We start from the raw sequence: 22107 nt of genomic DNA, 5'->3' as shown, positions 1-22107 counted from the left end.
GTTTGATATGATGAACTATTATGAGATTTCGACACGTATTCAGCCACTGGACGTACGAGACATTTCCGCCGGGACGGCTGCTCCGGCGAAGATATAATTCTTTCAGGAAACTCATGGAACTGGAAGAGGAATGCCTCAAATCCATTTCACACATTGAAGATATCGGCTTCGGCCTGACCGTAACCGACTGGGCCTATGTGGAAAAACAGGCCGCCGATCTGGGTATTAATATCCGGACCATGCTCGAACATCTGCAGGACATGAACCCGGTACGGTTCATGGACATCATGGACTACTACAACAAGATCAATTTCTACGTGCGCATGGCGGTCACTGTACCGGACCCGGAAATCTCAAAGCCTTTTACCTTCACCCTTGATGATGCCATCGACTATGAATTCAAGGCCGGAGCCTGTGCCGCCGACCTCGCGAGACTGAAAAAAGCGGGAGTTCCGGTTCTGGACGGCATGGTCATCGGTTCCGATGTGTATAACTACTATATCGAGGCCAACAACCTGCGCATCGCCATAGATGAGATTCTTGAATCGGCGGTTACCACGAATATCTCAGATCTTAGCCAGATTTCGCGCACCATCACCGACCGCTTCATGCAGGGCAAAATGCCCGAAGCAATCGCCAATGAAATTGAAATCGCGGCCCTTGAGACCTCACGAGGCAGCGGTAACCTGACCCTGACCGCATCCTCAACCCCCGAAGGAAGTCTCTACGGACTGCCCGAAAGCTGGTGTACTATTTCCCCGGTAGCTGCTCAGGATATTGTTGAAGCATGGAAAAAAGCAGCCACCTGTAAATTTTCAGCGGAATCCATCAAAGCCCGCATCGAATCCGGATACGCGGACCGCGAAAGCCCGGCTTCGATCATTATCCAGCCCTATAAGGACATCCACGATTCAGGTGTGCTTGAAACCCTGCACGAGTCATCGGACCTTCCGCCCAAGGACAGGGAGCACGGATGCTCCGCCATATTCAGCAAAAACTCGACCACCCCTTATCTGGTTTCCAGACGGGAAAAGCAACGCATTCTCTCCAAGCCGGAGCAATCTCCGCTTTCCACCCATTCGGCAAAAACAATCTCCGCCATGGGCAGAAAAGCTGAAGAATTGTTCGGGTTGCCCCAGAAATGTTACTGGGTAACCGACCGGCGCAACCGGGTCATGATCACATCGGCCCGTTCCTACCCTTTCAAGGGAGAAAAGGAGACCGTACGCATCAAGCAGGCACTCTCCTACATTGCCAGCCTGAATATTTCCCCGCGCAACACGGAGATGTTCCTGCCGGAAAAAAGCCGCTCCATGTACGATCTGGTGCGCTTTGCCAATGAAAAGGGAATTGAGGAAATGTTCTCGCTGGTCAGCAAAAAAGGACTTGGAATTGACGGAGCCAAACACTTGAAGGCCCGCCAGCCCATTGACATCACCCTGCTCAACCTTGCTGACGGGTTATTCTCAACCGCTGCAGGCAAAATGGATATTTCGCCGGACGACATCAAATCCGCCCCCATGTGGGCTCTCTGGTTCGGCCTTGGCGCGGACCGGACCGGCTGGGAAGGGGAAAACAGGATTGACGGATACGCCATTCTTTCCCGGACCTACATGAACATCACCCTGAAATCGGAAAAAGACCTCACCGAAGTGGACGCGGTCTGCGATCCAGATGCCCGCTACAACCATATCCATTTCCGCTTCAAAGGCGGCGACGGAAGCCCGGCCCAGCGCATTGCCCGAATCAGATTCATAAGAACCACACTGGAATCACAAGGATTCGCCACCACCCATCAGGGTGATATGATTGAAGGTATTTTCAGACAAGGAAGGGAACCGGAAGTTCAAAAACTGCTGGCAACAACAGGACATCTAATCGCCCACATCGCCACCCACCATCCGGTAGTGGCGGATAACGAAGACGCGGATCAGATTGCAGCACGCTTTATTTCAGGGCTGGGGTAATTTTGATGCGCTATCGCGCTTTTGGATTAAAGGATTTCGCCTCCGGCGGCTTAAACCCTTTTGCAAAAGGGTTTGTTCCACTGTCGCTATCCCTAAGACTCGCGGAAGCCGCTCACCTAAGGGCTAGTGCAAGAATCCCAAAACCTTTTATTAAGCTTCGCTGCATATGATCTAGGACGTTACAAAATTAACTTTTCACCTGAGATTTCTTGTGAATCTGGACCAGAAAATGAACCAGCTTGTCTTCGATTTCGCGGTCATCCACGTATTCGATGATCATTTCCTTGGCTTCCTCAAGATCATATTCTTTCAAAAGCTCACGTAAACGCATACGCAACTGGGCTTTCTCGCGTTTTATCTGCAGATCTTCCAATATATCGGTTACATAGTCGAAATCTTTCTTGGCAAGGGCTTTACGGAAGCTGGTACGCACGAAATGGGAATAAAAACGGCCTGAAATGCCGGAAAGCAAGGTACCAAGCCAGACACCGATTACCAGCGTCACCAGATCGGCCGCCCTTTCCTTGGCGATATTGATCCACTCACTTACATCGCGGTCCCTGAGCAGATCCTGCGTTTTGCGCATTTCAAGAACCATGCGCTTGGCTGCCGGATTATTCTTGTTGATATCCAAAGCCATACGAAACTGAGCCTCGGCCAGTTCCAGATCACCCATTTTAAAATAAGCCCGCCCGAGCAGGCTGTACAGCCAGTCCGAGCGGGGATGACTCTTCAAGCTTTGTTCAAGGCTGGAAACCGCAAGTTCGTAATCCCCGCGGTCAATCAACTCCTGCCCCATTCTTCCGCAGGAAACTTCGGATTCCAGCACAGTCGGGACAACCGGCACTCCCTGCGAAGCCGTATCTGCCCGGCATTCAATAATACCGCACATGACGGTCAGGGTCAGTACCACACAAATCAGCCAGATAATTCTTTCTGTTCTATTCATTAAGGGCCTTATCTATCAATTGCAGCTTATTTGCAGCTCTACCATAGCCGCTTGATACTGCTGCCGGGATAGTAGAATTTCAAAATATGGTCATACTTCCTGGTCTTGCCAAGCTCCGCAGCTCCCCATTGCGAATAGCCAACACCGTGACCCCAGCCACGGCCTTTAAATGTATAATAATCTCCCTTTTTGTCAATTCGCAGGAGAATATCAGGTAATTTCAAGACACGTGAACTGCCCAAAGTGGTCCGGGTACGCAGATCGCGATAACCGGACTTGTACTTGATACGCACCTTGACGATCCTGCCGGAGGGCCCTTTTTCCAGTGCAGTTATGGAACGGATACCGGGCACGGAAATACCGATCTTTTTCAACTTGGCTTCAATATCCTTGCGGCTGTACTTCTTGGTCCAAGAAGCCATCTTGCCCTTCAGGCTGGCCGGGTCCTTATGGGCAACAAGATACGCCTTTCCGGCACCGAAAATAGCCTTGGCGTCGGCAGTGAATCCGCCGCTGTTGGCCGTATACTGCGAAAGTATGGGTTTATCCTTATATAACAGCACATGTCCGCTGGTCTGCTTCACCGCCTTGTCAGTGCGTTTGTCCTCGCGATCCACGCCCGCGTACATCTGGTCGTAGGTATCGGCGTAGACATCGTAGAAAAGATGGGTGCGGTGCAACTTCTGGTAATAGGCATAGGTCCGCGCGGCCACGGCCTGAGCCTTCAGGGTTTCGGCGGGCCATGAAGCGTATGATTCCGCCGGAACCACAGAACGCAGGTAATCTTCGATATCCACCAGATTGAGGATCAGCAGCTTGCCTTTACGGATGCTTACATCGATGATCCCGCGCACCTTCTTGGTCTCGGAACCATAGCTGACCTTAAGTGCTCCATTGGACTTGAACTTGATACGCGTGGCGGAAACCACCTTGCCGTCCAAAGTCAGACGCTTGCCGGACATGCCTACCTTGTACTTACGCCCGCAACCAAGCTCGTCAGTGCAAATCTTATCCTTGCCGGTTCCGGTGGTTACGGTAAGAGACTTAACCTTGCGACTCAGACAAACCCGCAGCGAAGGCTCTTTGCCGATCTTTTCAGGAATCTTTTGGGATGGTTTTTCTTCGGGCTTCTGGTCCGGTTTCTGTTCAGGCTTCTGTTCCTGTTTGGCCCGCATGGCAGAAACCACTGCTTCGGCCTGAAACTTGAACTTACCTTTAGGAAAATAGCGCAGGTATTGACGGAAAACATTTTTGGCCCGGTCATAACGGTTCATCTGGTAATAGAGAAATCCCAGCCGATAAAGGGCGGTATCCGCATAATCCGGGTAATTACGGCCTACCATGCGGTAGACATCGGCAGCCTTTTCCGGGGCATCCAGAAAAGTGGACAGAACCATGGCCTTGCCGAACATGGCGTTGACCCGAGTCTTAGCCACCGGGGAATAATCCACAGCTGTATCATATTGTTCAAGGGCCTCGAAATATTTACCTATATCAATGAGATAGCTGGCGTAATTAATATGCCACTGGGCCTGAGCCTGATCTTCCAGTTCGATGGGCGAATACTTGCGGGCCTGTGCTCCGGACGGGACCAGCAGCATAGCAACCAGAATGGCAAGAAAAAATTTGTATATATGGCTAAATTTATTGTTCATCTTTATTGTCCTCCGGTTTTACTGCACCAGAATTTTCCGCTTCCGGCTTTTCTTTTACAGGCATGGCTTCAACCTGCTTTTCGTCATCTTTCTGCTCCGGTGCCGTTTCCGGCTCTACGGAAGAGTCAGCGGGAGCTGCGAGATGATCAAGATAGTCCTTCATGTAAAGCAGATTGCTGTCCGCCGGACTGAGCAAAAGAGCTTTATCAAGAACCTGCCGGGCCTGCCTGAGGTCACCCTTGTTCAGCAGGTAGCGTACATAAAGCTGGTGCAGACGCACATCATAAGGGAATTTTGAAATGCCCTCGCTCATGGTTTCGGACAAAGCAAGGTCATCCCCCAAAGCAAGCAGGGTGTAAGAAAGATAGAGATAAACATCCCGGTCATCTTTCATCTTAAGGGCCTGATTCAAAGCCTGATAGGCATCCCCGTAATGCTGGCTGTGAAAAGCACTGACGCCCTGTTCCTTAAGCTTCGCAAATTTCTTTTCCAGCTCTTCCGGCGTGATGTCCTGATCGTCCACCAGAATTATCCTGCGCCCGTGCGGGTAGGGGGCATCCAGAATGGATTTGACCAGAATATCACCTTTGATATTCAAATGATCCCTTGAGGCTGTCCCGAAAAAATTATCGCTGACCACCAGTTTTGTAGAAGACAGCAAATTGATTTTATTATCAAAAAGGTTGTTGTCCTTGATTTCGGCATTGCCACCGCTAAAGACAATCCCCCGCGTGCAATTATTGATGCTGGAGCGCAGCACAGTTCCGTTTCCGGCACTGAGCAGCAAGCCCTGCCGGACATCATTTATACGCAAACCCTGAAAATCATAGTTACCCGTTTTTGTAACCGCCACAGCATACTCACCGCCGCTGAACGAAGAAGAGCGCAGTTCCGCATATCCCCCGGCTGCGGTAACAGCCTTGCTGAACCCGCTGAATTCGCACTGGGAAAGTACTGCCTTGCCGCCGGGCAGGATCTTTATTCCCTCAGTGGAATTTGATTCCAGCCGAACCGGAGAACTTATTTCACCAAGGGCCTGAAAAGAACCTGAGACATCAATACGTCCCTTATCTTCAAAACGGATCTTTGTGCCGAACTGAATGGAAAATTCCACACCTTCCGGCACAGTCACCGGAAATGCAATGCGGTAATTTCCTTTGACCAGCACACCGGAAAGCTCGCCGAAAAGCTCACGTTCATCAAACTGAGGCATGATAACTTCAGTCACCCCGTTCAAGGGTGACATGTTTCCTGCCTTATCCTTAATGCGCACCCGGTAAAACACAGTGTTTCCCTGCATTACGTCGGGATCAACAAATTCCGGAGTACGGGTCCGGGAAACCACTTCATATTCGCCAACCGGCTCGGCACCCTTTTCGATTACAAATTCATCCAGATCAGTTGCAGCAGGAACTTCCCAGAACAGCTGAATACCATCGCGTCCGGTCTGGAATTCTACTGTCTTAACAACCGGAGGCAATTGGCCGTCGAGAGTGATCAGAGAACCGGATTCAGGCCAGAGCCTGTCCACGCCGTTAGCCTTGCGCATGCGGACCATCAAAGTCTCGTTTGCGGATTTATCGCCCTCGCGGACCACGTAAAATCCTTCGTAAACGCCCTGCGCAGTCTGGGGCAGCGGGATATTTTTCCTGAAATCACCGATGTCGAAAGAACACTTAAGTCCCGGTTCAGCATCAACACGCACCGCAATCTTCTGTCCTACCCCGAAGAGCCGGTTATCCACGTTGGTATCCACGGCGATAACTTCGGGCAGCTTCGGTCCCTTGGGACAATCGGGCAGCACCTGCGCCATATTCCAGGCCCAGTCATAAACCACCATACGCATCTGCCGCCTGATAGGATCGGAAAAAACTTCCTCAACTATGGTTCCGGCAAGGCCGACCACCCCGGTGGGAACAGAAATACGGCGTTTGGAAGCACTGTCCCGCCATTTGCCCACCAATGTTCCTGCTGCGTTATACATCATCACTTCCGCATCCAGCTGAAAAAGGTCAAAGGCCAGTGCTTTGATCATATCCGCGCTGTAAATATCAGTCTTGACGATGCCGTCAGCACCCAGCAGCTTGCACAACTCCACATCACTGAGCTTACGCCAGCCTTCATCGCGCCCCAATTCCGCAAGGGTGTTGTCCACCACATCCTTTTGCAGGGGCATGAAACCTTTCCCGGCCAGTTGGTTGGTAATGGCTGCCCGGGAAATATCGGCTACGAACACCCGGTCATCATCAAGCACAAGCACGGATTTGTGTTCTGTGGAATTCTCAGCATGCTTGATGTATTCCGCAGGCAGAACCGCGATTTTATACGGAATAGCCTCTTCCTCTGCATACTGCACGGCCTGAGTTGTTCTCTTGCCGAAACAACCGGAGAGAAGCAGGCCAGCCAGCAATAAAAATATGATGGAACTATGCTTGTTAATCATGGCTAAGACTTCAACTTTCTATCTACGTTAAAAGAATTGACCGTACCGAGAACGGAACGGACCTCGCCTTCCAGTTGCAGGTGCTTATCAGCAAGGGAATATGTCCCCCCTCCCCAGGCCTGCAATTGCCGTCCGCTGAGATTAAAAGAATTTATGAGCAGGTCCTTACCGCTTAAGGCCGCCCGCAACCTCGCTGTGCTGAACTTCAAAACCTGTCCTCCGCCTTCAGGATTGGCAGAAACCGCATCCATCAGATCAATGAAAAATCCCAGACGTGGATCAAGACTGGCAAGATTGAATACATGCAGGTCGTCAATTTTAGCGGAAGCCTCACCGCGCACGGACTTTACAAGCCCATCAGCATCCCCGCCCTGCATGAACAGATTGGCATTGAGATAAATTTTTCCGCGCAGAGATACAGAAAGGTCCTTGGCAAAACAGGCAATCAGACTGGGCAGGCTGGTACCGCGTCCTTTCACATTACACTGGGCGGCCAGCTGGTCCTGTGTCAGCACCACATCGGCATTGAGATTGAGGTGAAAAAGTTTCCCGCTGGCCTTTACCAAGGCGCGCTCTGCTCCTGAATGAACGAATACAGCGACATCGCTGAAAGGCCAATCATTGTAATAAAATCGACGAATGGAAGCCTTGCCGCTGATCTCCTGCCCCAGCAGATATTCAAAATTGAATTTCTCTTTTGCACCGGCAACTCCGACAGAAGAACCTGCTTCAGAGTCATCTTTTTCAGGAACGCGAATACTGAGGGATTTCAGTTGCGCTTCATAGCCGGAAAGATTGTTGCGCGGGGTATTGAAATACCCGGAAGCTGAAATGCGTGTTTCCTTGTGGCTCAGCTGGGTATCAAACACAGTCCGCAAAGGATTTTTTTTTTCAGCCTCGCAGGTGATAATGTAATCGAAGAGGGCAAAATCCAGTGCCTCGGCCTTGAACCGGGCCTGCTTCAAATCAAAGGGAAAAGCAAGCGATGCCTGCATGTTGCAGCTACCGCCTGTGGCTGAAGCAACATTGAAACTGCGCACGGAGACTTTGGGCTTGCCGTCTTTTAATTCAACGTCGGCATCGATTTCGGAAATACTGAGTTCCTGCTTCCTGCCGTCCAAAGATTCCAGCACCAGCACCAGATCCTTGGCACTGACGGTCATCTTGCCGGAAAGCCCCTTGTTGGCCACAGAACTGGGCGGAGAGGACAATGAAACAGATTTGAATATCAAAGTGCCCGTGGGTTTGATGGATTTCAGCTTGGCGGATTCGCACAGGGAACGGGTGGCATTGCGGCCCCGTTCGCTCTTCCGGGCCATGGCGTAAAGCTCCCCGGCATCCACCTGTGCTTCATCAAGGGTAACCTGAAAAGTTCCGCCCTGCCCCATTTGCAGGGAAAGACCTTTACCGCTGGTGGAATCAAGAACCAGCCCCCCGGCCTTCACATCCATAGTTCCGGCTGCGCTGTCCACACTGAAATCAAGGTCGGTAGTCTGAAATTTTCCGGCCTCGGCCAGTTCGGGAATGGTGGAATTATCCATGTAGCCGAACCCGGTCAGAAATCCCAAAAAGGAAGCCGGATCAATGGAACATTCGCTGGCCTGAAGATTGAGCTTCAGCGGAGAGGTGGAAACCATATCCAGCCGCCCGGAAAATTTAAATCCCAACTCGGCAATGGAAGCACTGCGCACGTTGAAGGCGAACCCTGTGCTTTCCTTCTCCATGCTGGCGGAAACAGTAAGCGGCTCAGCCTGATAGGAATTGGTCAGCTGCACCTTGCCGGAAAGCACATCAATTCTATCGGGAAACAGGGCCGGGAGTTCAAGCGCACCGGAGCTGCCCCCGCGATACTCACGGTGGGCAAGGGCTTTCAGATCCGGTCCCTGCAAAATAGCATGGCGAAGTTTAATTTCCCCGGTAAGCAGACTGGGGAGATCGGGAAAGATGACCAGCTTCGGGATACTGACGGTATCCATACCGCTCTGCACACGCAGATTGGTCACCTCCAAAGAAGGAAGGGGGTCGTAGTGAATCGTAATTTCTTCCATTACGACCCCCATTTGGGTCATATCAGAAAGCGTCTTTTGTACGGCGTCCACAAAATTAACACTGACCAGCACCAAAGAACCGACCAAAACAATGGCCGCTACAGTCCCGCCAATGAGAATTCCCTTTTTGTGCAACACCGCAACACCGCCTTTTTATTACTTAAGTACGAATACTACCCTTGCCTGTGCCAGCAGGTTATACTTCTGGTCATAGGCAAATACGGTAGCCGCGTCTTCAACGCTGACCACTGCGTCAGTGACGTTCTGCACGGTTTTTCCGGTAAGCACCATGGGAGACTTGCTGCCCCATGATTCGAGCAGGGCACGGGCCTTCTGCAGGTCAGTTGTGTAACCTCCGCAGCCTCTTTCGATCAGGACCTGATTGAGGACCTTGGAAGGATCAAAGAGCACTTCATTCTTTTCAGTCAGGATGCGGTTGACCAAAGCGGGCTTGAAGTCGAATTCACGCACATCAACGATGATGCCGTCAACCGGGGTAGCCACTGCAGCCTGAATCTTTTCGGAAGCAGGCTCGGTAGTCTGTACCGGAGGTTCAACTTTTTCAGCCTTTTCAGCAACTTCTTCCTTAGCAACCTCTTCTTTCACAGGTTCCTCGACCTTGGCGACAACCTCTTCTTTTTTCTCTTCTACGGCAGGAGCAATGATTTCAGGTAGGGTTTCCGGTTTGAATGCCGGAATTTCACGAACCTTCAGAGCTTCGGGCTCTTTGAGGATAATTTCATCAAACGCGCTGTACACGGAATCATGGCCGTGCAGATTCAGACGCAGGCAGACCCTTGCATAACCTTCAGTACGGTCGAAAGATTCACCGCAGGGGACAGCACCGCGCAGGGAACCCTGAACAGTGGTACGTACACGTTCACTGGCAAGCATTCCATCACGCACAGTAGTCTTACCGCTGAGACGCAATCCCTGATAAATTTCAAGCATTCTGCGCTGGGCAACAACTTCTGCGGCACGTTTAGCACGGTAACGGCTCTGCCCGGCTTCGGACTCACCGATTACCTGAATGTATCCCTTCTGGAACACTTCATCCTGATTCACAACCTCGAGAATCTTTTCCCCGGCAACAGCGGAGCCGGCAAAAAGCACTACCGCTGTCAGGGCAAGCAATAATTTTTTCACGTTATCCTCCACTGTTAGTAAATATTCATAATGTTACGCAGACGCATCAGGGAAAGGATCAGATCCGCACCGTCCATGTTGTCGTCAGGACGGAAGGCACCGGACAGATCGGTTTCCATGAGATTGCGATTAACCACGGTGACAATGGCGTTGTACCATGCGTCGGTGGGTTCCACATCAGGGTAGAGAGACTTCTTCTGGCCCATATGCTGGGTGGACATGGATTCATCCCCGGTCAGCTTGATGAGCACATCTTCCAACACAAAAGCCAGCTCCTTGCGGGTCATGGGCTTTTGGGGATGGAAGAGATAAGCGCGGGTCTGTTCATCATAGGTCGGCTCAAGACCGCGCACATTCCACTTAAGGACGGTCATGATTTCCGGCTCAAACATATGCCCGACGACATCGGCAGGAGTAAACTCGGCCTTTTTGTTGTTTCCGGGCACGGGAATACGTCCGGCAAAAAGCCTGTCCAGATGGAGTTCGTCCACCAGCAGTGCGGCAACATCGGCGCGGTCCACTTCTTCCTTGACCGCAATCTGCTTGGCGACATCGGTCAGGGTATAGTTGCTCATGGCCCGCAGGATTTTCTGGGCCCGGTTATACAAGGCGTTGGCCTTGTCATGCCACTTGCCCGGAGAGGCGGAAAGCACCACGCCGAGAACATCTTCGGCTTTGCGGAATTCGCCGCCCTTAAAATAGGCTTCGCCCATGAAATAATGAACGGCCTCGGTCTGGCGGTAGTAAGGAAGGTCCTCTTCCACTACATATTTGATCATCAGCTTAGCATCAGCGTAGAGGTCTTCCGCCCTCTGCAGCCAGCCGCGGGTGGCTATGTGGGAATAAACCCGAATTCCGGTCACGTAGACACTGAATTTATGGGAACGGTCACGCCTTGCTTCACGCACGGCCTTGTCAAACTGGTCAATGGCCCGTTCAGCATCTACTGCGCTGTACTCTTCATCGCTTTCGCTTTCGGCACGCATGGCGTAAACAAGGGCCTTGCCTGCGATGGCGGGCGCGAATTCATCATCAAGGGCTACAGCCCGTTCAAAACGGCCCATGGCCTTTTCAGGCATGCCCTGATCAATGAGCTCCATACCCATCAGATAATGATGGGCCGGGTTGTCTTCAATGGACATGGGTTTCACTTTTTTTCCGCACCCGGCAAGGGAGAGAATCAAAAGCAGACCCGTTAGAAATATTAAATATTTTTTCATCCGGTTATCCTCCTTTAAAATCCTTCTGGATTCTGCCAGCGAAACTTTAGATTCCTGCCGTCCATTTTGGACTGGAATTTTTCCACACCTACATCATGAAGCGCGGTGCGGACCCGCTTGAGCAGATTCTCAGCACGCAGAGTTGACCAGTAGCTCACTTCCATGTTCATGCCGTTCTGACGCTTGATTTCCTTGCGCACAAAACCGGGCACATCCTCAAGGGCCGCGCAGACCTGCGGCAACTCCGGAAAACCGAGGAAGGTCAGCGTGTAGCGGAATCCCTTGCCGCGATCCAGTTCGGCTTCCATGCTTTCCAGCAACTCACGGGCAATGCGAACCGAAGCCCAGTAGGCTTCAGGCCCGGCTGCGTCCACAGCCCTGCTGTAGACTTCAGCAGGTTTTCCGGAAAGGCTGACATATTTTTCAACCGGCCTGCGCACCTCACCGATCTTCTGACCGTCGGAAATACGCACACAGGTCAGGTGCATAACCGGGTTTGCCGCCTTGGGCAGTTCAAGCTCCACAGTTACAACGTAATCAGCCTTAAGCAGACTATTGAACTTTGCAGCCTTCCTGAGGTTCATGGAACCTTCAATCTCACTGAACTTGGCACGGGACATGGGCCAGTCGATTACCTCAAACTGGAATTTTTTCCCGAAAGTACGTGAAACAGCGTGTACCAATTCCTTCATGGATTGCGGCGGAACAGAATTAAATCCGGCCCCGGAACCGAAAATGAGCAGTCTCGGCAGACCGGACATTTTCTGCAGGATGGCAAGGGTGGTGTAGTCGGAATAAAGAAGTTTACTGTCGACCACGGCATCAATGGTGATCAGATAGCCGTCAGCGGTGGCTCCTTCCTGCAACACCTTGTAGGAAGTGACATACCCTTTTGAATGGGTGGCAATCTCGTCACGGACCAGCACCCCGGACTCCACAAGGGAATCAGACGCCACTGCCGTGCCTATCTGCATTTCAACCGCAGTACGCAAAGCTGAATTGAGTGCCTGATGGCGGTCAATTCCTTCGCCGGTGGCCTCCACGGCAAATGCCGTGGAGGCGGCCAGCAATATTGCAAGCGATACAGCAACCACCTGAGAGTACAGTTTTACCAAGGACATAGAGACCTCATTTTTTTAGAGCAGTAACGCTTACCACTCACTGTTGCTCTGCTTTCTGCGCTGCTTAACGCGGTGCTGCTTAACGATCTTCACTTCGTTACCGGAAATGTAGACACGTCCCTTCATGTTCAGCTTTCTGAGCATGCGCACCATATTGCGCTTCAGGTGTGCTGAATCAATGGAGGACTTGTACCACAATTCGTGGTGGGAAGAAGTGTTCAGGGCGTTGGACTTGGGACGGTGGCTGTCGTAACCGGTAAAGATGGTGATGTAATCTTCAACGTCGAGCATATCGTCATCGCTGAAACCGTCGAAAATAAGGGTCCATTCAAGCAAACGTCCGCCGGAACCGATACCGGAACCACCGCCGCCACCTGAACCGGAACCGCCGCCGTCAGAGTAGCTGCCGCCTTCAGGATGATACTGGTCAAGGCGGTCAGCGAGTACTGCGCCTACATCGGAACCGATAATCTTGGAGAGCTTGCCGACTGCTTCGAGAACGTCGTTACGGCTATAGGGTCTGGGAACAAGCTGGTACTGCTGGGGTTCGGATTCAAAATTACCCATTCTGGAACCGTCCCATACGGAAAGGAGGCGGCCTTCTACGCGGGCGGTAACCCTAACGCTGTTCTGGTTGGTCTTGGCATTGGGATAAATGCTGAAAATGCAGAGCACGTCGATACCGGCATCCTTGGCGATCTGGATAAGCTCAGCATCGTTACGTCTGGTGCGGCCCTGAACATGGGTCATGTGGGTCAGTGCGGTTTCATCTTTCACGTCAAAACCGAGATTGACCATCTCATTGGAAATGGCGTTGAGAACCCGTTTAAAAACCCTTGAATTACGGGGGACGGTATCAGGATCGGCATCTTCCCCGACAATCATAACCCTGGGCAGATCGGTAGCAAGCGCCATGGAAGGTGCTACAAAAAAGCAGACTATGGCGATGAGAAGCAGTACTGTTTTCCTCATGTCACTCTCCTTAAAATAGGTGGTTACTTAATTTAACTTAACACTCATTTATAACTATATTATATTACACAACTTATGCAACATAATTTGAATTTATTCCGGCAAATCACCTCAAGTAGACGACTGATTTAAAGAATAACCTTGAAATAATAAAACAATCGCAGACATGAGTCAAACCAGTTTAGAAAAATAAAGACATTCCTGAATGTTATATTTATCTTTTCGCATTTCATGACCTCCGTTGCTCCAGCAGCCTGCGCGGGCCAAGATTGAAAAACACACTGTTTTATGTATAACACATGCTAACAATATTTATCCACGGTTTTTATATTGAAACCATCGGAAATGAAAAGCGAGGGGAAAAATAGGCCCGTGCAACCCACGCTTTCTAAAACCGCATGACCGCATCTATAAGACTTGACCTAACCGAGCTGAAAACAAAAGTATTTTAACATGAAACCTAAAAAAACAAATAATGCTACACTGACATGGGAAATGATGCAGTGCTCCCGCGATGTGCTGGGTCCAACCTGTATGCAGAAAATTTTTTCACGGGGACAGAGCCAGATCAACCGCTACTGCTCATCGCCCCGCCATGAAGACCATCAGCGTAATCCGCTGGACAGACTGCACCTGCTTTTCAGTAAACTGGATGAAGAAGGCGAAAGGGAACTGGTAATCGCGGCCCTGAACCATCTGTGCAGCTCCATTGACCACCGCATTCAGGAAAAGGCGGAAGTGCAGCCGGACAAGCTGACAGTGGAGGAAGAGTGCCTTGACGATTACCCGGAAAAAGTGGAGCTGGATCGGTTGATTGCCAGCAACGCCGCCCCGGAGCTGGTCCGCAGGCAGGGCGAACATACCTGCCGGGAAATAATGGAAACAGTGGTCAGTTACGAGGAGTACTGTAAGAAAAACGGATATGAATAAAAAAATCCGGAACATGCCCCGGATTATATCTCGTCAGACAGTCGAGAAAGTGCCAGATGCAAGGCGCAAAAAAAATGCTGGAACGACGCGTATATAAATACGTGAGTTTCAGCATTTTTTGCAGCAACGCAGCAGATGGTGCTTTATCGGCTGTCTGACTATTTTTTCATGTTTACGAACTGGAACGGCATGTCGAGTTCAGAGGCTTCCCTGACCAGCGACATTACCGCCTGCAGGTCATCCAGCTTTTTGCCGGTAACACGGACCTGATCATCCTGAATGGCCGCCTGCACTTTCATTTTGGTGCCCTTGATCATTTTTACGATCTTCTTGGCGGTATCCTTGTCGATTCCTTCCTTAAGTTTGACTTCCTGTTTGAGCTGTCCGTTTGAAGTGGGTTCAAACTTTCCAAAATCAAGAGATCTGGGATCGACCTTACGTCTGGTAAAATGAGTGATCATCATGTCCTTAACGGCCTTGATTTTCATCTCATCACCGGTCACGAGGCTGATGGTGTTTGTCTTTTTGTTAAGGTTGATCTCGGTATTTACCCCGCGAAAATCGTAACGGGTATCAACTTCTTTAAGTACATTGTTCACAGCGTTATCGACTTCCTGTGCGTCAATCTGGCTGACAATATCAAAAGACGGCATGGTATATCCTCCATAAAAATTTTAATTACGGTATGAATCAGCTCTGTAATCTAACAATCGGCAAGACATAGTCAAGCCCCGCATACCTGTCGGTCAGGAAAGCAGGGCCTCGTCAACGGAAGGATATATGTCGAAAATGGTATCGAGCTTGGTAAGCCGGAAAATCTGCTCCACACGCGGATGCAGCCCGGTCAGTAAAAAACAGCCCCCGGCAGGAAGTCCGTTCACAGCCGGAATCAATCCGGCAAGCCCGCCGGAATCCATGAAAAGGACAGAGGAAAGGTCTATTACAAACTTGCACTCCCCATCTCTGACGAGACCGGAAACCTGTTCCTGCAATGCTGTTGAATTCGTTGCATCAACCCTGTTTTCACCAACCCGCAGAATGACAAAGTCCCCGACCCTTTCCTGAGACAAAATCATTTTTCGCTCCTGAACAGCTGCAAATTTACCCCGCTCCCCACTTGCCACTTCTCGACACACGCACTATAAGTTCATCCTTACAAAAAGTATCAAGACAATTAACAAAATAATTTCTATCATCCCAAAACATACAGAGCAACAACTATGTACATACTTAATTTAAATTATATCAAGCCCTTGGAAGACATTGATTCTTTGCTGGATGAACACATAGAATATCTGGAAAAATACTATAGCGAAGGAATTTTCATTACATCAGGCCGGAAAATTCCACGCACAGGAGGAGTTATTCTTGCGAATAACATTAGTCTGGAAAAGCTGGATGAAATCATCAATGAAGACCCTTTCAAGCGCGAAGGAGTTGCCGAATATGAAATCATCCATTTTACGCCCACAATGATGGCTGACGGCTATGAAATTTTAAAAGATACTCCAGAATAGAAATTCTGCACACTCAATGATTGCAAGTAATTAGTACCAATAAAAAAAACGGTCCGAAATGCCATTCCGGACCGTTTTTTTGTTTTCACAAAATCATATCCATCCCAGTTCTTTTGGTGAATATGTTTGAAGCTGATCGAATTTCCCGCAGCCCCAATTTCCCATAAAGCACATGCACTCTTCTCCGGGCAACGGCCTGCTGAAATAATATCCCTGAAAACAAGATCCTCCCATTTCCCGCAACTGTTCCAGCTGCTCAGGCTCTTCCACTCCCTCGACAACGACTTTCATATTAATGTTCCGGCACAACTCCAGAATACTGGAGACAATATGCTTATTCACATCATTGAGGGAACCAAAGGTCAGGGAGCGGTCAATCTTGACCTTATCAATGGGAAGCTCTCGCAGATAACGCAGCGAAGTATGGCCCATACCGAAATCATCAATAGAAATACATACGCCCCGCTCGCGAAGTCTATTCAGATTTTCAAGCTCACGGTCACTGGAAGTCATGGCGATTGATTCCGTAATTTCAATTTCAAGGCAATTTGCCGGGACCTGTGCTGCACGCAGGCAGCTGATAACTTTTTCGTCAAGCTTCTCATCAGCAAAAAGGGAAGGCGTAAAGTTGACTGAAACAAAAAAATCCTTGCCAAACCGCTCATGCCAGACGCTTAGCTGCGAACATGATTCCCTGAGAACAAAATAACTCAACTGGTCAATGCAGTTCATATCCTCAGCAAGAGCAACAACTACCTCCGGGGAGATATGCCCGTACGAAGGGTGTTTCCAGCGCAGAAGGGCTTCGGCACCGATGATTCTCCCGGCCTCAACATCCACCTGAGGCTGATAGACCATGTAAAGCTGCTCTTCATGCCTGATAGCATTGACAAGATCATGGGCTAAAGAACGGGCAACAAAACCTTCGAAACCGGGAAGCCCAAGGCATTTGTAACCATTGTACTCCCCAGTCCTGCGCGCCGCTGTAAGGACCTCGCTCATACCCTGCTCATACTGCTTTTTTACCACCCGGTCGAAAATAACCACAAACGGCATATATGCTCCCACACCGACAGCAAGAACAAAAAGCTGCAACAACACACCTGACCATGATCCTGTAGCCTGGTACACATTTAAAAGCGCAGGAGTTGTCCAATGCACCGCATTGGTAATCACAGGGACAAGCCCGGCCAAGGTCACAGCGTAGGCAATGCAGTAAGTCAGCACCGGGGTAAGGATAAACGGAATTGCGTAAATGGGATTAAGGATCAGCGGGATACCGAAAAGCAGAGGCTCATTCACATTAAAAATACAAACCAGCAGAGCAAACATGGAAATTCTTCTGACACCAGAATCACTTCCTTTCAGCAGAATAGCAATGATCAGGCTTAAGGTCAGCCCCGATCCCCCGACCATGGTGAAGCAATCGAGAAACCCTTTGGTCAATATGTGCGGTGGAACACTCCCGGCATGGATGGCCGCCATATTGAAATCCATATTTTTAGCAAAAAGAGCACTATCAAAAAAAGACAGGGTATTTGGACCATGAGCCCCGAAAAACCATAACAACTGCGAGCTGACAGTATATAACAGGCCGTTCAAAAACTCCGAATCTGTAAAATTAACTGCCAGAAGAATCAGATGCTGTTTTAATTCATGAAAATTGGTGAACCCTGCCATAAGCATCAATTTCTTGAGCAGGGCAAAAATCAGAATCACGGCCACACAGGCCGGGATAAGAGCCAGAACCTCCCGTGAAAAAAGATCGTATCCGGCCCCTGAGACGGGCACACGCAAGCGTAGCTCAATAAATTTATGAAGTAGATAGCTGGAAAGGGAGGCAACAAAAAAAGCCTGAGCAATCCCTTTACCCAAGGAGGCTATTTCACTGAAAGTTGCAAAGTTGATATCACCGTGCAGAATAAAAAAGCAGGATAAGGCGATAACCACAAAAAGGTTCGGACTGGCATACTCTCCGGACCCGTTTTTATTGTGCATGACCCCGAAATTATAACTCATACTGCACAAAAGAACCAATGCAGCAACACCGTATGTGCCGTTTACTATATCCTCCAGAACCGTTCTTAGAGGGTCGGAGATGATGACGGAAAAATTCTGAAGGGGCAGATTAAGGATACAAAGAAAAACAGCCCCGACAACAATCAGGGGGAATATCTGCAACTGGCTTCGCTTCAAGACCCTGAAAAAAGTCAGTGAAGCGACCCGGTCCATTTTCAAATTTATAGAATCCAACCACATAAATACGGTTCTTTTTCGCCTCTGCGTCCAATTTCAGAATATTCGTTCACAAAACACCTTCAACGCGATCAATTTATGCAAATAAAGACACAATAAAAAACAAAAATCAACTTATTTTAGGTTCTTATCAAAATTCTTTTTAAAATAACACCCCCATCATAAAATATGATAGATCAAGGCTATAAAACTCTAGTCGAGTGAATTAAGTCTATTGGTCAATTTACGAAATTCGGTCTTCATCTCAGTATTCTGAAATACGATTAGATCCGGGGTCTGCAATTCCGAAATACGGTCCAGCATGGCATTGGCATCACGCATCATGATTATGAGATTGTGCGCTCCCTGCACTGTTTCATAGGTATTCAGGGCCACTTCATATTCATGATAAATTCCGGACCTTGCATCAGCTATGCGTTTCCGGTTCTTGCCGAGATACTGGGCATACTTTCTGGCTGTACGTACAGTCAGCCCCTGTGCCGCGAGATTTGTTTTGTATATTCCCCGGTATTTGGCCGGTTCACTGTTTATTTTTTCAATTGTCCGCTGGATCAGTTCCTCCTGTTTACTGATTATATCTGCAATTTTAACCAGATAAACATCGTTAATTCTGCGTTCGTAAGTATCATAAAGATTAATCAGGATTCGCAGCAGCAAGGTATGCATACCGTAATACCGCTTGGCCATTTCAATATTTTCATTTGCCTCGGAAGTCAGACGCTGCAACTCGGCGGTGATCAGTTTCACATTGTTAAAAACAGAGACCAGACGCACATCATCATCCCCGGTAACGCTGTAAACCAGCGTTTCCACCTGCTCACGATCCACTTTCATGCCAATGGCCCGCATCTCTTCAAGAAGCTTGTCGATTAACGATTCCACCCGCCTCTCATTCTCTTCTTCACGGATTTCAAGATCTTTAATCTCTTCATCAATAGAAGCGGCATCCTTTTTCCAGACCTCCCAATTCTCCACCTTCTTTGGAGCGGCCAGACGTTCGGTTTTCAACTCCGCTACCCGCTCCCGGCAATGCTTTGAATCCTCCTGCAACTTGCGGATGGCATCCTTGGTTTCCGACATACCGGAAATACCGAGCACTTCTATACATTCATCCAGCAGATCGTTGATCTTCCCGTCAACGCTCTCTTTATCCTTTTCCAGCGGATTCCATGATGAATCCGGGACATTCCCCCGCAGATCCAATTCGGATACAGCATCGGACAAAAGAGGATGCACCTCACCCCAGACATCCTCAAGAGAGGACGCCGGGGCAGTAGAGGCAAAACAAAACACAAAAACAAGCACGCAAAAATAAGTTCTCACCTGAAACCACCTTAATTCCAGCTCTTGGATTAATCATCGCCACCGGAGTCATCACTACCGGAATCTTCACTGCCGGAATCGTCATCACGGCTGTCGTTATCATAATAGTCATCATCGCGGTTATGTTGATTATGACTGCTGCCGCGATTCTTTTTCTTCTTAAGCCGGAACAAAACCCAGACAACAACCGCGACCAACAGCAAGCTTATTAAACTTTCAAAATCCATATAACCTCCCGTTGTTTGATGGTTCTGCGGCCAGCATAGCACCTGATAAAAACAGGTGTCATGTATTAAATAAAAAAAGAGGGCAACTTTTCCAACTTATCAAAATTAATAAACCAAACATTATCAACTGAATGTGAAATAATTCCCATTTATAAACTGAAAATCATATAATACTATAATTTAACACTTCATAACTGGACATCTGTTCAACAGAGGCATATAAAACCCGCCGAAGGATAGTGGAATTACCTCCACCTCACATACTGATACCTGCGACACTGCCCCCGGACCATCGCCAAAATTCGGCCCTTCGACAGTGCCCCACCCGGCTTCACGCTTTACGCATTTCCCGCGAGCCAGACAAACCACACCACAAACACGGGATTGCCGGGATCCATCTTCAGTATTCATTGTTTTACAGATCTAAGCGAATGGAGAGAAGCTATGCAATCATTAGCGAAAACTTTTGTGAATACCTTTCTGGGCCATGCCCCGATGTGGTACAAACTGGCTATTCTGGCCTTCCTGATCATCAACCCCATAATCATGGCAACCGTAGGGCCTTTCGTAGCGGGCTGGGTCCTAATCGCGGAATTTATCTTCACCCTGACCATGGCACTCAAGTGCTACCCTCTTCCGGCTGGCGGACTGCTGGCAATAGAAGCGGTATTCATCGGACTGACCAGTCCTGAGGTAATTTACCACGAAGCGCACCACAACTTTGAAGTTATCCTGCTGCTGATTTTCATGGTCGCAGGTATCCACTTCATGAAGGACTTCCTGCAGTTCACCTTCACCCGCATTCTGGTTAATGTGCGTTCCAAAATGCTCATCTCCCTGCTGTTCTGTTTTGCAGGTGCATTCCTTTCAGCATTCCTTGATGCGCTGACCGTTACCGCGGTTATCATCGCTGTAGCTCTCGGTTTCTACAGCGTTTACCATAAATATGTTTCCAGCGGCGCAGACGCAGGCTCCCACAGCCTTGATTCCGACCTGCACCTCAAAGAAAAAAACCGCGAAGAACTCAAAGAGTTCCGCGGCTTCCTGCGCAACCTGATGATGCACGGCGCGGTAGGTACCGCGCTCGGCGGCGTCTGCACCCTTGTCGGTGAGCCTCAGAACCTGCTCATCGGCCACGAAATGGGCTGGCATTTTATCCCCTTTGCAGTCAACGTAGCACCCGTCACCATGCCCGTATTCGTAGTCGGCATGCTGACCTGCCTGCTGGTGGAACAGTTCAAAATATGCGGATACGGACACACCCTGCCCGGCAACATCCGCTCCTTCCTTTTTGAAGAAGCCATGCGTCAGGAAGAAAAACAGGGACAGGCCGGTAAAGTAAGACTTATCATTCAGGCCGCCATCGGCGTCTGGCTGATTCTTGCTCTGGCATTCCACCTCGCCGCTGTCGGTATTGTCGGTCTTTCCATCATCGTACTCTTGACCGCTTTCACCGGAGTCATCGAAGAGAGCCGCATCGGCCCCGCATTTGAAGAGGCCCTGCCCTTTACCGCGCTGCTGGTCGTATTCTTCGCCGTTGTAGCAGTTATCCACTCTCAGGAACTGTTCAAGCCGATCATCTCATACGTACTCAGCATGCAGGGTCAGGCACAGCTCATGGCCTATTACGTTGCCAACGGCGTGCTCTCCGCAATCTCTGATAACGTATTCGTAGCAACTGTCTACATATCCGAAACCAAGATGCATTTCGTACAGCTGCTTAATGCCATCCCCGGTATCGGCATGAGCGGCCAGGAACTCATGGCCAAACTGACCGATCCCCACGGTGTGCGTGCCGACGTAATCGCGACCCTGCCTCAGGCTGCAGCCGCACAGGTTCAGGCTGCCATGACCCAGTTCGACAAGCTGGCCGTAGCCATCAACACCGGAACCAACATTCCTTCCGTTGCAACCCCCAACGGACAGGCTGCGTTCCTGTTCCTGCTGACCAGTGCCCTTGCTCCGGTCATCAGGCTTTCCTACGGCAGAATGGTTCTGCTGGCACTGCCCTACACCATAACCATGTCCATCGCAGGTCTGCTGGCAGTTGACTGGTTCTTGTAAGAAAAAAATGCCTCCGGCGGCTTAAACCCTTTTGCAAAAGGGTTTAAGAATCCCAAAACCTTTTAATAGGCTTCGCCGAATTATTAATAAAAAAAGCGGGTAACCTGATTTCAGGTTACCCGCTCAGATTGCTGACTAACCCCGCTTTTCTCGGAAAGCGGGGTTTTATTATGCTTTCTTCCGTTCGATTTAATTTGAAAAGCTCAAGTTTGTGCGACCAAAGTCAGATTTGGGATCAGAAGGGAAAATTGTGTTTATTTTGGAGAAAA

At 49.5% G+C, this 22107-nt stretch carries 17 protein-coding genes; 4 read left to right on the top strand and 13 right to left on the bottom strand.

The window, feature by feature from the left end; translation table 11 throughout:
* Positions 1 to 20: 20 nt before the first annotated feature.
* Positions 21 to 1967: a PEP/pyruvate-binding domain-containing protein gene (locus FMR86_RS06840; protein WP_163350349.1), complete on the top strand. Its 1947-nt coding sequence runs from the start codon at positions 21 to 23 to the stop codon at positions 1965 to 1967.
* Positions 1968 to 2154: 187 nt separating this feature from the next.
* On the opposite strand, the gene FMR86_RS06835 is transcribed toward FMR86_RS06840, so the two are convergent.
* From FMR86_RS06835 to FMR86_RS06800, 8 genes are read right to left on the bottom strand one after another with little or no spacing between them, the layout of a single operon-like run.
* Positions 2155 to 2916, bottom strand: a complete 762-nt coding sequence (locus tag FMR86_RS06835; RefSeq protein ID WP_163350348.1) for a tetratricopeptide repeat protein — start codon at positions 2914 to 2916, stop codon at positions 2155 to 2157.
* Between the two features lie 38 nt (positions 2917 to 2954).
* Complete coding sequence (locus FMR86_RS06830; protein ID WP_163350347.1) at positions 2955 to 4571, bottom strand: SpoIID/LytB domain-containing protein; 1617 nt, start codon at positions 4569 to 4571, stop codon at positions 2955 to 2957.
* Positions 4561 to 7014 carry a right-handed parallel beta-helix repeat-containing protein gene (locus tag FMR86_RS06825; RefSeq protein ID WP_163350346.1) on the bottom strand — a complete coding sequence of 818 codons (2454 nt, stop codon included), beginning with the start codon at positions 7012 to 7014 and terminating at the stop codon, positions 4561 to 4563. The genes FMR86_RS06830 and FMR86_RS06825 overlap by 11 nt, the downstream gene beginning before the upstream one ends.
* 2 nt (positions 7015 to 7016) lie before the next feature.
* On the bottom strand, positions 7017 to 9200 hold the full coding sequence (locus FMR86_RS06820) for an AsmA-like C-terminal region-containing protein (RefSeq protein ID WP_163350345.1): 2184 nt from the start codon (positions 9198 to 9200) through the stop codon (positions 7017 to 7019).
* A gap of 18 nt (positions 9201 to 9218) precedes the next feature.
* Positions 9219 to 10208, bottom strand: a complete 990-nt coding sequence (locus tag FMR86_RS06815; protein WP_163350344.1) for a hypothetical protein — start codon at positions 10206 to 10208, stop codon at positions 9219 to 9221.
* 14 nt (positions 10209 to 10222) lie between these two features.
* Positions 10223 to 11428, bottom strand: a complete 1206-nt coding sequence (locus FMR86_RS06810; RefSeq protein ID WP_163350343.1) for an S-layer homology domain-containing protein — start codon at positions 11426 to 11428, stop codon at positions 10223 to 10225.
* A 14-nt stretch (positions 11429 to 11442) separates the two neighbouring features.
* Positions 11443 to 12549 carry a hypothetical protein gene (locus FMR86_RS06805; protein WP_163350342.1) on the bottom strand — a complete coding sequence of 369 codons (1107 nt, stop codon included), beginning with the start codon at positions 12547 to 12549 and terminating at the stop codon, positions 11443 to 11445.
* A gap of 30 nt (positions 12550 to 12579) precedes the next feature.
* The gene (locus FMR86_RS06800) at positions 12580 to 13521 is read right to left on the bottom strand and encodes a hypothetical protein (RefSeq protein WP_163350341.1); all 942 of its coding nucleotides are present in this window, start codon (positions 13519 to 13521) and stop codon (positions 12580 to 12582) included.
* A 453-nt stretch (positions 13522 to 13974) separates the two neighbouring features.
* On the opposite strand from FMR86_RS06800, the gene FMR86_RS06795 reads away from it, so the two are divergent.
* On the top strand, positions 13975 to 14451 hold the full coding sequence (locus tag FMR86_RS06795; RefSeq protein ID WP_163350340.1) for a hypothetical protein: 477 nt from the start codon (positions 13975 to 13977) through the stop codon (positions 14449 to 14451).
* A 158-nt stretch (positions 14452 to 14609) separates the two neighbouring features.
* Here the strand turns inward: FMR86_RS06795 and FMR86_RS06790 are convergent, their stop codons facing one another.
* Both FMR86_RS06790 and FMR86_RS06785 read right to left on the bottom strand, forming a co-directional pair.
* Positions 14610 to 15104: a YajQ family cyclic di-GMP-binding protein gene (locus FMR86_RS06790; RefSeq protein WP_163350339.1), complete on the bottom strand. Its 495-nt coding sequence runs from the start codon at positions 15102 to 15104 to the stop codon at positions 14610 to 14612.
* A gap of 93 nt (positions 15105 to 15197) precedes the next feature.
* Positions 15198 to 15527 carry an STAS domain-containing protein gene (locus FMR86_RS06785; RefSeq protein ID WP_163350338.1) on the bottom strand — a complete coding sequence of 110 codons (330 nt, stop codon included), beginning with the start codon at positions 15525 to 15527 and terminating at the stop codon, positions 15198 to 15200.
* Between the two features lie 144 nt (positions 15528 to 15671).
* Between FMR86_RS06785 and FMR86_RS06780 the strand changes: the two genes are divergently transcribed.
* Entirely contained in the window at positions 15672 to 15968 is a 297-nt protein-coding gene (locus FMR86_RS06780; protein ID WP_163350337.1) for a YciI family protein, read from the top strand.
* 93 nt (positions 15969 to 16061) lie between these two features.
* Here FMR86_RS06780 and FMR86_RS06775 read toward each other — a convergent pair whose 3' ends face one another.
* The 3 genes from FMR86_RS06775 to FMR86_RS06765 form a co-directional block, all read right to left on the bottom strand.
* Positions 16062 to 18227: an EAL domain-containing protein gene (locus tag FMR86_RS06775; protein WP_163350336.1), complete on the bottom strand. Its 2166-nt coding sequence runs from the start codon at positions 18225 to 18227 to the stop codon at positions 16062 to 16064.
* A gap of 189 nt (positions 18228 to 18416) precedes the next feature.
* On the bottom strand, positions 18417 to 19547 hold the full coding sequence (locus FMR86_RS06770) for a hypothetical protein (RefSeq protein ID WP_163350335.1): 1131 nt from the start codon (positions 19545 to 19547) through the stop codon (positions 18417 to 18419).
* Between the two features lie 29 nt (positions 19548 to 19576).
* Positions 19577 to 19774, bottom strand: a complete 198-nt coding sequence (locus FMR86_RS06765) for a hypothetical protein (RefSeq protein WP_163350334.1) — start codon at positions 19772 to 19774, stop codon at positions 19577 to 19579.
* A 444-nt stretch (positions 19775 to 20218) separates the two neighbouring features.
* Here FMR86_RS06765 and nhaB point away from each other — a divergent pair, with 444 nt between their 5' ends.
* Positions 20219 to 21838, top strand: a complete 1620-nt coding sequence (gene nhaB, locus FMR86_RS06760) for a sodium/proton antiporter NhaB (RefSeq protein ID WP_163350333.1) — start codon at positions 20219 to 20221, stop codon at positions 21836 to 21838.
* Positions 21839 to 22107 lie beyond the last annotated feature (269 nt).

The organism is Desulfovibrio sp. JC010 (assembly GCF_010470675.1).
Taxonomy (GTDB): Bacteria; Desulfobacterota; Desulfovibrionia; order Desulfovibrionales; family Desulfovibrionaceae; genus Maridesulfovibrio.
The sequence above is the reverse complement of the archived record's forward strand: the minus strand, read 5'-3'. Positions and strand labels throughout refer to the sequence as shown.